The following is a 14,636-nucleotide window of genomic DNA, read 5'->3' on the forward strand; positions in this document are numbered from 1 at the left end:
TGCAGGCATCCTGCTTGAAGTGAAAAAATGAAATGAAATTATTCTTCGATTTCCTACCTATTGTATTGTTTTTTGTCGCTTATAAGCTTGGCGGCGGAGACTACACTTTTAATGGTGTTACCTATCATTTAGAAGGCATTTATGTCGCCACCGCAGTCATGATTGTGGTCAGTGTATTGCAGGTATCCATCACCTGGTTGCTGTATCGAAAAGTCGAACGTGCGCATTTAATTACCCTCGCTTTGGTTCTGGTGTTAGGCGGGTTGACACTCTGGTTACATAATCCGGACTTTATCAAGTGGAAACCAACTGCGGTGAACTGGTTATTCGCCATTGTGTTTATTGGGGCTTATATGTTTACCGATAAATCACTATTAGAACGAATGATGGCAGATCATATTCAACTCCCCGCTAAAATATGGGCTCGCCTCAATCTGGCTTGGGTGGCCTTTTTCGTATTATCCGGTTTGGTTAACCTGTATGTGGCTTTTAATTTTGATGAAGCTACCTGGGTCAACTTCAAATTATTCGGCATGTTGGGACTGACCGTTGTCTTTGTTATTGCACAGTCTATTTACCTGGCAAAACATGCTGTAGAAGTCAAAAAAGAGGAATAATAAAACGATGCTATACGCCATTATTAGCGAAGATCATCCCGACAGTCTGAGCAAACGTCTTGCCGCCAGACCGGCGCATTTAGAACGTCTTCATACACTACAGAATCAAGGGCGTTTAGTTCTGGCCGGTCCTCACCCTGCCGTGGATAGTGAAGCTCCAGGAGATGCTGGCTTTAGCGGCAGTCTGGTTGTCGCTGAGTTTGATAGCCTTGAACAAGCACAATCATGGGCTGCAGACGATCCTTATATGGACGCTGAAGTCTACGCTAAGGTCACCGTTAAACCCTTTAAAAAAGTTTTACCATGAGCACCATTGATGAAATAAAAACTGCATTACAATCCTTGTCACCAGAGTTGATCGATATTGAAGATGACAGCGATAAACATGCTGGACATGCTGGCAATACTGGCGGTGGCCACTACAACTTACTGATTGTCAGTGAAGCTTTCTCAGGCTTAACACTTATCAAACGTCACCGTCTGGTTTTTGAGCAGGTCGAACCGCTGATGAAGTCGAAAATTCATGCCTTAAGCATCCAGGCAAAAACCCCCTCCGAATACCAGCCTCAATAATATCGCCATGGCTGAAAGTGCTGATCTTAAGCAAAAAAACCAAGCCTTTTTGCAAGGATTAGAGAAACAACGCCTTAATAAAGATTGCCTGCGAATTATTGATTTGCGAGGTAAAGTCAGTGGTGAATGTCAGGCCTATGAGTTTGGCGGTCGCCGCCACTATCTTGATGACAGAGCATATTTACTTGTTAAACAACTGATGAATCGTACTCAGGGCCGCTACACCGTAGCAGTCTATGAGGCGGTGCTGAAAACCATCAAACAATTAGAGCAAACTAATACACTTGAAGAATCGTCAGAATCGGAACAGCCAGCCATTCAACGTTTGATACTGGATGAAAGTTTCTCCCGCACAGAACAACGACTGAATTATAGTACGCCGGTAAAACTACGAATCGCCGATGTGTTATACAGCGGCCATACCGTCAATATCTCCTTAACCGCCATACGAGTCACTATAAAACGCAGTTATACACTGCACACAGGTGACTCAGTGATGGTTGAGTTTAGCGAGCTGTCAGAAAAACACCGGCAGTCGTTCTTGTCAGTTCAGCGTTACCAGATATTAAAACTGGAACACGATGAGGCCTATTCAACACTGATTCTTACCCAAGAAAATACCGATGCGGAATTTGTTCAGTGGATGTCTGACTTTATTGAGCAACAAGCAAAGCAGCGTCATATTGATACCGAGTATGAGTTACTCAATTTACAAAAAGCTTTTTATCACCGCCTTTGGGTAAATCATCTTGCTTACCCGGTATTGTGGCAAGTGCAACACGCTGACTATCCGGATTATCAGGCTATTTTCTGTAGTGTAGAAGCGGAATGGCAGACGCAACACTGGCAAACCAGCCTGACCTCGCTGATTGAAAGCCTGCCGGTACCCGAGCAAAAACAACAAGAGAAATTATTAATACTGATAGGTAACAAGCAGGTTTGTTTTTCGCCATTAAAGTCAGATAAGCAAGTCAGCGCATTGCTCAACCATGCCGCAATGAACCACCAGCATTTGTTTCTGATGCTGAGAAGCCAGATTCAGATTGATGACAGCTTATCTGCGACCTCAATAAGTGCTCTAAAAGAATTGATGCCTGGCTATGGTCAACAGTTAGAAAACAATCTGAATTGTCCACAGTACGCCATTCGTCTGATTGATTTGCAACAATCCCTAACGCCTTCACTTTCTGATGCTAATAAGGGAATGCCGAATCAACCGGAATGCTATGACATCCCCCTCTGGGAGTTAAATGACCTGCCGACACCTTATGCCTTAAGTCATATCATTAAACGCCAGGTTCAGCGCTATCAAATTCACACACCCGTCATTGTTCATATCAATGAGCAACAATATGAAACTACCAGTGTGGATGTTTCAAGTCATGGTTTATCTGTTGGCTTGCCACTTAGTATTGAAGTGACTCTGGATAAAGTTGTTTATGTGGACTTCCCTCGCTGGCAAAGCCAGACTAAAAAAGTCAGCTTGCAACGCATCCCCTATCAACTAAAGAATAAAAAACGCTGGAAAAATCAGTATCAACTCGGTTTTGAACGTATTCATGAGCACTGCTCCTCAAGTCAGGATCAGTTTTTTAACCACGTTATTGCCAGCAATCAACAGCAATTAAAGCAAAATCAGGATGATGTCATTCAGCGTCATGAAAGTCGTTTGTTCCTCCCTGCTCTGCTCGACACAGCTGAATCGATTCCTTTATTTCTCGGTGTTGATGAATCGGGTCAAAGACGTATCTCAATTGTGGGCTGCACTGAACTCAATAATGCCAGTCAGAAGTCAGATAACTTTTGGTTATCAATAGAAGTTCATCTGGCGGAACTTCATGAACAAGTCAAAGGCTTTCAAGCAAAAGAAGGGGAATCACTCAATACCGCTTTATATGGGTTTGAAAGTAGCCAGGATCAGTGGCAATGGATGTTTGATCATCAATTTATCGCGCAGCGCGATAAAGATCGCTTTCTACAGCGCGCACTGGCAGCTAAACAATTTTATGCCTTTCAATGTTATATCAGCCCAATCAGTCGCCGGGAAGCCGATAAACAAACCGATCTATTACCGCAACTGAATCAGCAACGTAGCAAACAAGCTCACCGCATAAAACATATTCGTCGGCAGCTCAGTGAATTGTTCGCTATAGCAGAACTGACTGATATTACACAGTTAATTCAGCTGATGTATGCGAACTCATCAGTTGCGGAGCGCATCCCATAAATAGTCTGGGCTGAGCGCTGCAATAGAGTGACACCCCAGCTGCGCCATCGTCATTTCTAACTCGGCGCGATATAAATGTAATAGATGGGCCACACCCAGACTACCCGCGACAGCCAGCGCATATAGTTGTGGACGACCTAAAAATACCGCATCCGCCCCTAATGCCAGGGCTTTAGCAATATCATTCCCAGAGCGAATGCCACTGTCGACAATCAGTGGCAGAGCATCATCAGCTAATGCCTTTTTAATGTCTGGTAAAACACTCAGAGGTGAGACCGTATCTGACAATACACGACTACCATGGTTTGAAATCACCACCGCATCAGCGCCTTTTTGTTGAGCCGTTAAAACATCAAGCGGGGCTAAAAGTCCCTTAACGATCACTGGCAGTGAGGTCTGTTGTTTTATCCAGTCCAGTGTTGCCCAATCTGTTTCTTGTTGAGCCAGAGTGGATTGAAACACAATATCTTTATCCAGCACATGACTGGTGTATTTTTCCTGAGATTGTGCTGCTAAATTAACAGCCGTAACGCCCTCTGGTAATTCAAATTCTGAACGCTTGTATTGAGCGTCTACTGTCCAGACGATAGCTTGATAGCCAGCCTTAACAGCACGTTCGATCAATTGCTTATTTTGCTCAATATCGGCTTGCCAATACAGCTGAAACCATAACGGTGCGGCGGCAATTTGCATTTCTGCAGCAGTGGCATAAAACGTCTCAGCAATATCCTCTAATCGCCTACTGGCTAAAGAGCTAACCACCAAGCCTGTCTGTAAAGCGGCTGCGGCTTGTGCCATTGCCAACTCGCCCTGTGGATGAACTAAACCATGATAAGCAATGGGCGCAAGCAACATCGGGTAGGCATGCAACTGACCCAATAAATGACTTTTAGCACTGCCTTGATGAATACGCTGTAATCGGCGAGGTAACCAATGCCAGCGGTCAAATGCCTGTCGGTTTATTTGTTGCTGGCTGGGTTTATCAGCACCTTCCTGAATATAAGCCCAAATATCATCGGCAATAAACTCTCTTGCCAAAGTTTCATAATCAGCAGCACGTCTAATGCTTGTTGGAATAGCTGATAAAGCGGCTTGCAGAATATGCTTAGTTTGTTGATCCATGGGTGATTATTCCCTTCAACTTTATGTCTGTGACCAGTGACGTAACAGATTATGATAAAGGTGCGTTAACGACGCGATGGACTCACTTTCAGGATTCTCCATGATTAGCGTCTGAATACTTTGATCAAGTTCATACAGCATTTGTCTCTGTTCACTGCTTGCGACTAAACTTTGTGACCAGAAAAAAGCCGCCAGCCGCACGCCCTCTGTGACAGGTTCCACCCGGTGCAAACTATTTGCCGGATAGACAATAGCATCCCCTGCTGCCAGCTTAACGCGCTCCTCACCATAACTATGTTGAATAACCAGTTCTCCACCTTCGTATTCCTCGGCGTCAGATAAGAAGACGGTGGTAGAAACATCACTGCGTAATTTAATGCTTGAATTAGGTAGTGTTAATAATGCGTTATCAACATGGTTACCATAGGCGCCACCGCCTTCGTAGCGATTAAATAATGGCGGCAATACCTTTGATGGTAATACGGCAGACATAAATTGTGGGTGTGCACCCAAGCGGTCAAGAATCAAATCACCAATCTGTTGACCTACCTGACTCTCCCGACTTAACTGCAAATTAGTTTTCGCATTGATAGCAACATGCCCAGCGGTCTGTCGTCCATCCTTCCACGTCTCTTGCATCAGCGCCTGCCGACATTTTTCAGCTTCCTCTGAACTCAACAGACCCTTAATAGGAATAAGCATAATGAGTGACACCCTTATAGCAAAAAAGCTTTGCCATCATAATGATGGCAAAGCTAAACAGAGTATAACTAAATGTCACCTTTAGAAATCGAGTTTCAATGTGGCCACGGCGGAGCGACCTGCTGCCATCGTTGCATAATGTGACGTATATGAAGAAGAGTAATACTCTTTATCAAGCAGGTTATACACATTTAATTGTGCTTCCAGCTTGTCACTGATGGCATAGTTCACCATGCCGTCAAAACGTGTATAACCTGGCACCGCTCTGGTAATCAGCGCATCATCATTGAAAGTATAGCCACCAACCATTTCACTTTGACTGATCATGCCCACGCCTGACGTCAGCTTAGGTGTAACTTTATAACTCGTCCATAAAGTGAAACTGTGGCGTGGTGTGTTAGGAAAAGCTTTACCCGTTCCAGCAGCGGGCACGCCATCGCTCAAGCCCAGATCTTTTTGTTCACTTTCCATATAGGTATAACCAGCAAATACATCCCATTTACGTGTTAATTGACCTGTCGCTGACAGCTCCAGACCATTAACCACTTTTTCACCGCCCATTTCGGCCAGTGAAGCATCATTCGGATCCTGAATACGAACATTCGTCACTTCATTACGGAATACTGCAGCACCAAGAGATAAACGATTATCAGCAAAATTCCATTTGGTTCCTAACTCATAGGCGCGGGTCTTTTCTGGTTTGAGTTGATCCGCATTACTCGGTGAGCGGCGTCCGTTAGGATCAATTGAGCCTGCTTCACGTCCTTGCCCCAAGAATGAGTTACCAGGTGTACTTGATGTTGAGTAATTAGCATAGATACTACCGTTTTCTACTGGCTTGAAGACAATGCCCAGTTGGTAGTTCCATAAATTATCAATACGAGACACGCTTGCCGCTGAAGCGCCCGTATAAGTTGAGTCATAATGATCAAAACGAATACCACCATTCAGTAACCACTGTGGAGATAATTGCATAGTATCAAACACATAGGCAGAGGCTGTTTTTGTTCTGTACTTAGCAGGTTCTGGCAGGGTGTAGTCAAATAACCACGGGTCATTAGGTGATGGATTGCTTAGGCTGGTACAGAGAAAAGCATCAATCGCATCTTGGCCACAATTAACATACGCATTGTTAAAGGTAACGGCTGTGCGTTTTACTTCAGATTTTTCATGAGATAGCTCTATACCGGTGGTATAGCTATGCTCAATGAAACTGGTGTCAAACTTCCCACTCAGTTCAGTCGCATTTTGTACAGTTTCTGTTTTGCTGTAGTTAGCATTACCCCGACGCCAGACTAAACCATTAGCCACATTACCTTTACTGTCGTCAGGCAGTGTCCAGAGATAATCTTGTTTGGATTTTGCAAAACGGAATGTATTTTTAATGGTCGTGTCTGAATTTAAATCATGCTCGACAATACCTGTGAGCTGATCGGTGGTTTCATCGCGAAAGTCGCGATGTGTCATACCATACCAATTCTTTCGGTCTCCACCGGTTGTTGGATGCAGCGTGACAGATCCTGAAGTAGGTAATGTGCTAGGGACATTATATGGAACACCACCATCAGGAATGTCATTGGTTTCCAGGTGGTACCAAGCCAATGTCACTCTTGTTGGTGTATCTAGGCCCAATGTGACAGAAGGTGCAATGCCCCAACGTTTATTTTCTGGTCCATCCCGACCTGGGATATCTTCTTTTAAACCCATCGCATTCAAGCGGACAGCTACACCATTATCAAAAAACTGGTTCACATCAATAGTACTGCGGAAATGATTATCCGTACCTAAACCGATTTCTGCACGCTTGAAGTTTTCTGCCTTTGGCAGCTTGGTCGAAATATTGATACTCCCACCTGCTCCTGCACGGCCATTAAATGCCGAATCAGCGCCTTTTATCACTTCTACTTGTTCTACATTAAACATCTCACGCGAACCCGCGGCGATATCACGCAAGCCATCAACCGAAATACTGTTTTGACTATCAATACCACGAATAAAGGGTCTGTCACCTAATGGATTGCCCCCTTCGCCAGCGCCAAAAGTAATACCTGGCACTGTTCTTAATGCTTCCTCAAGTGTGGTCACCCCTTTCTCACTGATAACAGCTTTTGGAATAACATTGACCGTTTTAGGCGTATCCAATAACGGCGCAGTGAATTTATTGGAGGAAGAATATTCAGTATTGAATTGGTCTGTTTTCTCACCCAGGACGTTAATACTATCTAGCTCAACTCCATTATCAGTAACACTGTTATCAGCCATAACGACAGGTGTCAGAGGTAGTGATAATAAAAAAGCAGTGATGGTCGGATGAACAGATTTATTCAATCTAGGACGTCGTGAAGGATATTTGTTTTTCATAATGCTCGTCTTTAGTTAAAGATAAACCAAACGCGTTGTCAGGCCAGAAGAGACAAAACTCTACCTTTAACTAAATCCAAATGCAATAGATTATCAATTACATTTAAGAAATTATCTTGTTTATAGTAAATAAACCACAGCTTGATTAAACAATGAGATTGATTTGAACTGCTTGCCAGATGAGTAGAAATTTAATGTTTTTTGAGTCAGCAGCACATTTTAGCTGCTCGATAGGTCATCAGTCCGAAAGACAGACAGTGCTTATGCTTTAACTGCCTGTCTTTCCAACTTTCATTCTAGTTAAGAAGCAGCGATCATCATTTTTTCGATCAAGACCGAACCACAACGGGTATTACCACGTATATCCACATCGCTTCCCACATCGACAATCCCCATAAACATGTCTTGCAAGTTACTGGCGATGGTAAATTCATCAACCGGGTACTGAATTTCACCATTCTCAACCCAGAAGCCTGCGGCACCCTGCGAATAGTCGCCATTTACGATGTTAACGCCCATGCCCATGGTTTCAGTGACGATAATGCCTTTATCCATTTTTTTTATCAGTGCGGCTAAATCAGCATCAGTGCTGCTATCAATAGTCAGATTATGGACACCGCCAGCGTTGCCTGTGGTTTGCAGGCCCAAACGTCTAGCGGCATAACTATCCAATACATAACCCTGCAACACACCATCAAGAATAATGTCACGATTTTGTGTGGCAACACCTTCTCCATCAAAGCTGGCACTGCCTAAGGCTTTGAGAATATGGGGTTGTTCATGTACATGAATAAATTCTGGGAAGATTTGCTCACCTTTTTTGTCCAGCAAAAAAGACGCTTTACGGTATAGCGCACCGCCACGGATGGCCGAAATCAGCTGGCCAAACAAAGAAGGGGCCATCTGCGCATTAAAGATCACTGGATAGCTTCCAGTTTTTACTTCACCCACACCAAGTCGTGACAGAGTGCGTTCCGCGGCTTTTAGACCGATGGACTCAGCACTGGCAAGATCATTGGCATCGCGTTTGATGTCATACCAGTAGTCGCGCTGCATACCGCGCCGGTCCTCAGCAATAAGCGTTGCAGACAAGCTATGACGACTGCTTTGTGTCGCACCGAGAAAGCCATGACTATTTGCATATACTCGTTGCCCGCTGTGACTGGAAACAGTAGCACCTTCAGAATTTGAAATCCGGCTATCACTATCAAGGCCAGCCTGTTCACACAATGTCGCTAAGTCAATGGCTTTATCCACATCAATCGACCAAGGATGATAAAGCGATAACTCCGGAAACTCTGTGGCCATTAAATTTGCATCCGCAAGTCCTGCCGCATCATCAGCCTGGGTATGCTTGGCAATATTACAAGCCGCTTTGACGGCTTCTGCAATGGCTGCCTCACTCAAGTCAGAGGTACTTGATGAAGCTTTGCTGTGTCTGAAATACACGGTGATGCCTAAACCAGTATCGTTATTGTGTTCAAGGGTTTCGACTTCACGTTGACGAACAGTGACCGATAACCCTTCACTGTGGCTGATGCCCACTTCAGCAGAACTTGCCCCCTGTTTTTTGGCTTCAGCTAATGCCAATTCAGCGGCACGTTCTAATTCAGCAGTGTTTGTCATTTGACTCATTAGTGTTCAAATCCTCGACTTATTTTGTCTTTTGCTAATGGCATAAGATGCCTTATCGGTCTATGTTTTGTGATGGCTATTGGAGCAAACCGGACAGCTTGGATCAGGCTTGAGTTTTATCTCTCGCCAACTCATAGACAGACCATCCAGCAATAGTAGCCGTCCGGTCAATGGTGTCCCAATTTTTGCCAGTAACTTTAGTGTTTCAGCAGCCTGCGTGCCACCAATCATAGCGAGCATGGGTGCAAACACACCACTTTCTGAGCAGGTTTCCTGTAATTCGCCTTTGTCTTCATACAAGCAGCGATAGCATGGTGAATCAGCCTGACGTGGGTCATAGACTGTCACTTGTCCGTCAAAACGAATAGCTGCACCTGATACAAGGGGAATCTTATTTTCCCTGCTGACTTCATTTAAGAAAAAGCGTGTCTCAAAATTATCGGTACAATCTACGATCACATCTACATCACTCGATGCCGCCAGCATAGCCGGTTTATCCAGTCGTTTATCGATCATATCGATCCGGATATCCGGATTTAGTGCATGTAATTGTTCTGCCGCCGACTCGACCTTCTTTCGGCCAATATTTTGATGAGTATGAACAATCTGCCGTTGTAAATTGGCTAATTCCACCACATCATCATCCACCAGGGTTAAATGACCAACTCCGGATGCAGCCAAATACATAGAAACAGGCGCACCCAAGCCACCTAAACCAATGATCATCACATGGCTATCAAGCAGACGCTGCTGACCTTCAATGTCCATCTGGGACAATAAAATATGTCGGCTGTAGCGTAATAATTGTTCGTCATTCATCACTGATTAAACTCAATAAACTAGTGCGGCATTATAACGTGAGTTGCCCCATCACCGCCCGGTCGTTTCCGCCAAAATCCTGGTGTGCTGAGATATGAGAAAAGCCAGCCTCTGAAAAAAGGTGTTGCACAGCCTGAGACTGATCATAACCATGCTCCACCAGCAACCAGCCATTTGGCCGCAAACAATCAGCTGCCTGTTTGGTAATAAGTCGTATATCGTCCAGTCCATCCGGGCCTGAAATGAGCGCAGAAAGTGGTTCAAAACGCACATCACCCTGCTGTAAATGCGGATCATCTGCTTCGATATAGGGCGGGTTTGAAATCACCATATCAAATTGATTTTCCTGACAGGCAGTCAGCCAGGAAGCCTGGATAAAATGCACATTATTTAACTTGTGCTTGCGCGCATTTGCTTGAGCTAATTGCACTGCAGGCAGATGAAAGTCTGTTGCAATCATGGTGATATCCGGCCGCTCAGCAGCGATTGATAAGGCAATTGCTCCGCTGCCAGTTCCCAGATCAATAATTTGCATGCCGGCTTCTACTTTCGCCAAAGCCAGTGCAACTAACAATTCAGTATCCGGCCTTGGAATCAAGGTCGAATCATTCACGGCTAGATCGAGCGACCAAAATCCCCTTGAGCCAGTAATATGTGCAATCGGCTCACCTGTTTGTCGTCGCTCAATAAACTGCTTGAAGTCTTGCCATTGTTGTTCTGTAAGATCTGTTTCTGCGTCGAGTAACAGCCGGGTGGGCGAACAATTTAAAAGATGGCATAACAGATACTGCACATCAACATCTGGACTGCTTGAATGGATTAAACAAGTACGGCCGTAGGCCTGTGCTTCACGTATAGAGGGCAACATTAAATAAACACAAACACCAAAGCTAATATTGCAATGACACCAATGCCGATACTGATATTACGTTGCATCGTCAGTTGTGCATGCAACTGAGTCCACTGTTCTTGATGGCTGTTATCAAACTCTTGCTTCATTGTGGTCACTTGATTACGGATAAGCGGTAGGATTTTTTCATTCACTAAACGCTCAAGACTTTTCGCAACCAGTGGATTTAAATCATGATTAAGCTGCCTTAACACTGACTCACGTACGATATTTTGCTGTTTATCCAGCCACTTCCCAGTATGCTGCTCCAGAGCGCGATCAATGCTCGAACTTAAGTCCATCTCTCTCAGCGCTTGCTGTAAAACCGGTTCAGCCGTTATCGTCACCAACTCATTCAATTGCACAGACAATGATTGTTTCAGATCGGAGAACTGTTGTTCTGTCAGTTCTTTTACCAACTGAGTTACGTCATCGCGGCCAAAATGAGTCGAAGCTTCGACCGGAGTAGATGATATCTGCTGGAAACGCTGCTCAATCTCATTGAACAGCTCTTCCTTAAACGAGACCAGAATACTATCTAGATCTACCTGCTCTGGCTCAGGGGCAGTAATTGACATATCAGGTAATTCAATAGCGCTGAGCTCAATATCATCTAATATGGCTGCCACTTGGTCTGCCTCAGGTGGTTTACTCAGAACGGCAGAAGCACCAGCATCAAAGGCCTTTTTCTGATCAGCTTCAGTTTCATTGCCGGTACAAATAACAACTGGAATTCGTCCCCATTTTGGGTGTTGCTTTAGCTGAGCAGTAGCGGTGAGTCCGTCCATTGCTGCCATCATGACATCCATAAAAATGAGGTCAGGCAGTTTGTCCGTAGTTTGCAGCCATTGCATGGCTTCTTCAGCACTACCCAGTTCAACACTGTTAAAACTGTGGTCACGCAATAACTTACTCAACGTCATTCTGGCAACGCGAGAATCATCCACCACCAATGCCGTAAATTTAGACATGTTTATCCTCTGCTGATATTAACCGGCGCGAAACGCATCCATTTTAATCGACTCCACTTTTTTTCCTATCATAATGACTTCACCCCGATAACGTTGTTGCATATCGCTGGCAAATTCAAAAAAGTAATAACGCTGTAACTGTATTCGTCCTTGACCGTTACGTTTAAAACGGATTTTACGCCAGAAAACCGTATCATTTAAAAATGCGACACCTGTATTCGCACAATACGATTTTGCGGCAATCGTCGCCCGTTCAGCCACGCCACGACTGTCCCACCAGAACCAGGCGAGGCTGCCGAGAATAATCAGCAGTAAACCGCTATCGTTCATCCCAGATCACCCCATAATGTTTGGGCAACAGCTAAAGCTGCCACCGCGGCTGTTTCTGTACGAAGAATACGCGGCCCAAACTGTACGGCCTGATATCCGATGGCTTTTGCCATCTCAATTTCAGCATCTGATAAGCCACCCTCTGGCCCGATTAACATGGTCAGGGACGTCGGCTTGGTCAATTCAGAAAACCCTTTTTGTGCTAATGGATCCAGCACTAAGTTCAGCTCATCGTTGTAATCAGAAAGCGCTGTTGAATAAGTTTGAACGGCAGTTAGCTCAGGCAGGAAACTACGCCCGGACTGCTCGCAGGCACTGACCATGACACCTGTCCAGTGATTAAACCGCTTATCAGCACGGTCGCCACTTAACTGCACATTACAACGTTCGGTAATCACCGGAACAATCTTTGTAACACCAAGCTCCACCGCTTTTTGAATGGCAAAATCCATACGTTCACCACGAGAAATGCCTTGTAACAGAGTAATGTCCAGTGGTGACTCTTTCTGCGTCGTTATAGGCTCGCCAAGGCGAACGCGCGATTGTCGCTTTTCAACAAGCGTCAATTCAGCTTCATATTCCATACCCTGACCATTAAACAAGCGGATATTTGCTCCCAGTTTAAGACGCAGTACCTGAATGGCATGGCGATGCACATCATCAGGCAAGACAAATTCTGATTCAGAAGATGGCAATGTTTCAGTATAAAATCGGGGCATTCGCATGGTGTTGAAGTCAAAAAGCTACTAAAGTGACTAGCAGTTTACAGATTGTCACCGATAGATTGAATCAAATTCCTTTTTTCGCTGTTATACTCAAGATATGAATATAGACCGGCAACAAATTCAGCAACTTGTCAGGGACGTGGCCTCCACGACTCTTTTGCCCTATACCAATAATGTCAGCCGTGACTATAAAAAAGATGGCAGCATCGTCACTGCCGCCGATAGCGCAGTACAAAGTTCATTAACCAAACAACTTGCTGAGTTGTATCCAGATATCGCTTTGCTAGGCGAAGAAATGTCTGCTGAACAGCAGCAACAGCTATTTGATTCCGGCAAACCTATCTGGTGTCTTGATCCTGTCGATGGTACCAGCAACTTTGCTTCAGGCTTGCCTTTTTACTCTATTTCACTGGCCTTGATTGAGCAGGGTGAAGTGACCTTTGCCATGGTATTAGATCCATCCCGTAATGAGAGTTTTACGGCTATTCGGGGTCAGGGTGCTTGGCTAAATGATGAACCTCTTCGTCTGACCTCTCCCAATCTTAGCCTCGACAATACTATTGCCTTTGTTGACTTTAAGCGTTTGCCACCAGACTTAGCCTCTAAAATCGTCGCGGATCGTCCTTTTGCCTCACAGCGGAATCTGGGTTCTATTGCGCTCGAGCTATGCTGGTTAGCGGCTGGTCGTGGGCATATTTATCTGCACGGTAGTCAGCAGATTTGGGACTATGCCGCCGGCGACTTAATTTTAGAAGAAGCAGGTGGTTTTGCTTCTACTCTGTATGGCGACCCGTCATTCCATTACACATTACAGCCACGTTCTTCATGTGCTGCCATTGATGAGCAATTATTTCAGGTTTGGCAAAGCTATTTACTGGATGCGGTGAATGGTTAGAAAAGTACTGGAATTTATCACGCCAGACTGGACCATGCCCGACCATATTCAGGCATACACAACAACCAGAAAGGGCGGCATCAGCCCCTCCCCATACGATAGTCTTAATCTTGCCAATCACGTTAATGATACGGCTGAGAATGTGGAAAAAAATCGTAAAACACTTGCCACAGCCTTAAAATTGCCAACTTCACCACTATGGCTGCAACAGACGCACAGCACTGAGGTGGTCAACAGTCAGGATTGGTACGAAGGTATCGAAGCAGATGCTATTTACTGCAATCAAATTAATCATGTCTGTGCGATTATGACGGCTGACTGTCTGCCGTTATTATTAAGCAATGAATCTGGTACTGAAGTCGCCGCTATACATGCTGGCTGGCGAGGTCTGGCCGATGGCATTATAGAAAAAACCATAGCGCAATTTGATGATGCCGCAGAACATATTTATGCCTGGTTGGGGCCAGCTATTGGGCCGGAAAAGTTTGAAGTTGGCCGAGATGTTTATGAGACATTTCTCAGTCACGATCCGATGGCTGAAGTGGCTTTTCAAGCAACCGATGACAGCCACTTCTTAGCCGATATCTATCAGCTCGCCCGCCTGAGATTGAGACAGCATGGTATTTCACGTCTGTCCGGTGGTCATTATTGCACGATGACCGATGCATCCCGCTTTTTCTCTTATCGACGTGATGGAGAGACTGGTCGTATGGTTTCGCTTATCTGGATCAGCAATAAATAAGGTATCATTACCGGCTTAATTCAGCCTT

At 44.9% G+C, this 14,636-nt stretch carries 15 protein-coding genes; 6 read left to right on the top strand and 9 right to left on the bottom strand.

The window, feature by feature from the left end; all coding sequences use genetic code 11:
* Nucleotides 1-32 precede the first annotated feature (32 nt).
* From BM232_RS05505 to BM232_RS05520, 4 genes are read left to right on the top strand one after another with little or no spacing between them, the layout of a single operon-like run.
* Nucleotides 33-617, top strand: a complete 585-nt coding sequence (locus tag BM232_RS05505) for a septation protein A (protein ID WP_091712209.1) — start codon at nt 33-35, stop codon at nt 615-617.
* Between the two features lie 7 nt (nt 618-624).
* A complete protein-coding gene (locus BM232_RS05510; RefSeq protein WP_091712210.1) occupies nt 625-924 on the top strand; it encodes a YciI family protein in 300 nt (99 codons plus the stop codon).
* Nucleotides 921-1,190, top strand: coding sequence for a BolA family protein (locus BM232_RS05515; protein WP_091712211.1), 270 nt, complete (start codon nt 921-923; stop codon nt 1,188-1,190). Before BM232_RS05510 ends, BM232_RS05515 begins: the two co-directional genes overlap by 4 nt.
* 7 nt (nt 1,191-1,197) lie before the next feature.
* Complete coding sequence (locus BM232_RS05520) at nt 1,198-3,417, top strand: PilZ domain-containing protein (protein ID WP_091712212.1); 2,220 nt, start codon at nt 1,198-1,200, stop codon at nt 3,415-3,417.
* Here the strand turns inward: BM232_RS05520 and BM232_RS05525 are convergent.
* The 9 genes from BM232_RS05525 to BM232_RS05565 all read right to left on the bottom strand — a co-directional run bounded on the left by BM232_RS05525 (nt 3,394) and on the right by BM232_RS05565 (nt 12,971).
* Nucleotides 3,394-4,539, bottom strand: coding sequence for an alpha-hydroxy acid oxidase (locus BM232_RS05525; protein ID WP_091712213.1), 1,146 nt, complete (start codon nt 4,537-4,539; stop codon nt 3,394-3,396). The two genes, BM232_RS05520 and BM232_RS05525, sit on opposite strands and share 24 nt — an antisense overlap.
* Before the next feature lie 21 nt (nt 4,540-4,560).
* Complete coding sequence (locus BM232_RS05530) at nt 4,561-5,241, bottom strand: Fe2+-dependent dioxygenase (RefSeq protein WP_091712214.1); 681 nt, start codon at nt 5,239-5,241, stop codon at nt 4,561-4,563.
* A gap of 81 nt (nt 5,242-5,322) precedes the next feature.
* Nucleotides 5,323-7,602 carry a TonB-dependent receptor gene (locus tag BM232_RS05535; RefSeq protein WP_091712215.1) on the bottom strand — a complete coding sequence of 760 codons (2,280 nt, stop codon included), beginning with the start codon at nt 7,600-7,602 and terminating at the stop codon, nt 5,323-5,325.
* A gap of 300 nt (nt 7,603-7,902) precedes the next feature.
* On the bottom strand, nt 7,903-9,237 hold the full coding sequence (pmbA, locus tag BM232_RS05540) for a metalloprotease PmbA (protein WP_091712216.1): 1,335 nt from the start codon (nt 9,235-9,237) through the stop codon (nt 7,903-7,905).
* Nucleotides 9,238-9,297: 60 nt separating this feature from the next.
* Nucleotides 9,298-10,056: a HesA/MoeB/ThiF family protein gene (locus BM232_RS05545; protein WP_091712217.1), complete on the bottom strand. Its 759-nt coding sequence runs from the start codon at nt 10,054-10,056 to the stop codon at nt 9,298-9,300.
* 31 nt (nt 10,057-10,087) lie between these two features.
* Nucleotides 10,088-10,924: a peptide chain release factor N(5)-glutamine methyltransferase gene (gene prmC, locus BM232_RS05550; protein WP_091712218.1), complete on the bottom strand. Its 837-nt coding sequence runs from the start codon at nt 10,922-10,924 to the stop codon at nt 10,088-10,090.
* Nucleotides 10,924-11,916 (bottom strand): response regulator, encoded by a 993-nt coding sequence (locus BM232_RS05555; protein ID WP_091712219.1) that lies wholly within the window; start codon nt 11,914-11,916, stop codon nt 10,924-10,926. The genes prmC and BM232_RS05555 overlap by 1 nt, the downstream gene beginning before the upstream one ends.
* Before the next feature lie 18 nt (nt 11,917-11,934).
* Nucleotides 11,935-12,246, bottom strand: coding sequence for a DUF3301 domain-containing protein (locus BM232_RS05560; protein ID WP_091712220.1), 312 nt, complete (start codon nt 12,244-12,246; stop codon nt 11,935-11,937).
* On the bottom strand, nt 12,243-12,971 hold the full coding sequence (locus BM232_RS05565; RefSeq protein WP_091712221.1) for a 16S rRNA (uracil(1498)-N(3))-methyltransferase: 729 nt from the start codon (nt 12,969-12,971) through the stop codon (nt 12,243-12,245). Before BM232_RS05565 ends, BM232_RS05560 begins: the two co-directional genes overlap by 4 nt.
* A gap of 97 nt (nt 12,972-13,068) precedes the next feature.
* Between BM232_RS05565 and BM232_RS05570 the strand changes: the two genes are divergently transcribed.
* Together BM232_RS05570 and pgeF are read left to right on the top strand one after the other, a co-directional pair.
* Nucleotides 13,069-13,866, top strand: a complete 798-nt coding sequence (locus BM232_RS05570; RefSeq protein WP_091712222.1) for an inositol monophosphatase family protein — start codon at nt 13,069-13,071, stop codon at nt 13,864-13,866.
* On the top strand, nt 13,859-14,608 hold the full coding sequence (pgeF, locus tag BM232_RS05575; protein ID WP_177207260.1) for a peptidoglycan editing factor PgeF: 750 nt from the start codon (nt 13,859-13,861) through the stop codon (nt 14,606-14,608). The genes BM232_RS05570 and pgeF overlap by 8 nt, the downstream gene beginning before the upstream one ends.
* Nucleotides 14,609-14,636: the final 28 nt, after the last annotated feature.

This window comes from Methylophaga sulfidovorans, from assembly GCF_900114205.1.
In the GTDB taxonomy this organism is placed as follows: Bacteria; Pseudomonadota; Gammaproteobacteria; order Nitrosococcales; family Methylophagaceae; genus Methylophaga; species Methylophaga sulfidovorans.

Bases quoted from the DNA above. Each gene is read 5' to 3' on its own strand.
- BM232_RS05565 (WP_091712221.1), bottom strand. From the start codon at position 12,971: ATGCGAATGCCCCGATTTTATACTGAAACATTGCCATCTTCTGAATCA.
- BM232_RS05515 (WP_091712211.1), top strand. From the start codon at position 921: ATGAGCACCATTGATGAAATAAAAACTGCATTACAATCCTTGTCACCA.
- BM232_RS05570 (WP_091712222.1), top strand. From the start codon at position 13,069: ATGAATATAGACCGGCAACAAATTCAGCAACTTGTCAGGGACGTGGCC.
- BM232_RS05505 (WP_091712209.1), top strand. From the start codon at position 33: ATGAAATTATTCTTCGATTTCCTACCTATTGTATTGTTTTTTGTCGCT.
- prmC (WP_091712218.1), bottom strand. From the start codon at position 10,924: ATGTTGCCCTCTATACGTGAAGCACAGGCCTACGGCCGTACTTGTTTA.
- BM232_RS05520 (WP_091712212.1), top strand. From the start codon at position 1,198: ATGGCTGAAAGTGCTGATCTTAAGCAAAAAAACCAAGCCTTTTTGCAA.
- BM232_RS05510 (WP_091712210.1), top strand. From the start codon at position 625: ATGCTATACGCCATTATTAGCGAAGATCATCCCGACAGTCTGAGCAAA.
- BM232_RS05555 (WP_091712219.1), bottom strand. From the start codon at position 11,916: ATGTCTAAATTTACGGCATTGGTGGTGGATGATTCTCGCGTTGCCAGA.
- BM232_RS05535 (WP_091712215.1), bottom strand. From the start codon at position 7,602: ATGAAAAACAAATATCCTTCACGACGTCCTAGATTGAATAAATCTGTT.
- pmbA (WP_091712216.1), bottom strand. From the start codon at position 9,237: ATGAGTCAAATGACAAACACTGCTGAATTAGAACGTGCCGCTGAATTG.
- BM232_RS05560 (WP_091712220.1), bottom strand. From the start codon at position 12,246: ATGAACGATAGCGGTTTACTGCTGATTATTCTCGGCAGCCTCGCCTGG.
- pgeF (WP_177207260.1), top strand. From the start codon at position 13,859: ATGGTTAGAAAAGTACTGGAATTTATCACGCCAGACTGGACCATGCCC.
- BM232_RS05525 (WP_091712213.1), bottom strand. From the start codon at position 4,539: ATGGATCAACAAACTAAGCATATTCTGCAAGCCGCTTTATCAGCTATT.
- BM232_RS05530 (WP_091712214.1), bottom strand. From the start codon at position 5,241: ATGCTTATTCCTATTAAGGGTCTGTTGAGTTCAGAGGAAGCTGAAAAA.
- BM232_RS05545 (WP_091712217.1), bottom strand. From the start codon at position 10,056: ATGAATGACGAACAATTATTACGCTACAGCCGACATATTTTATTGTCC.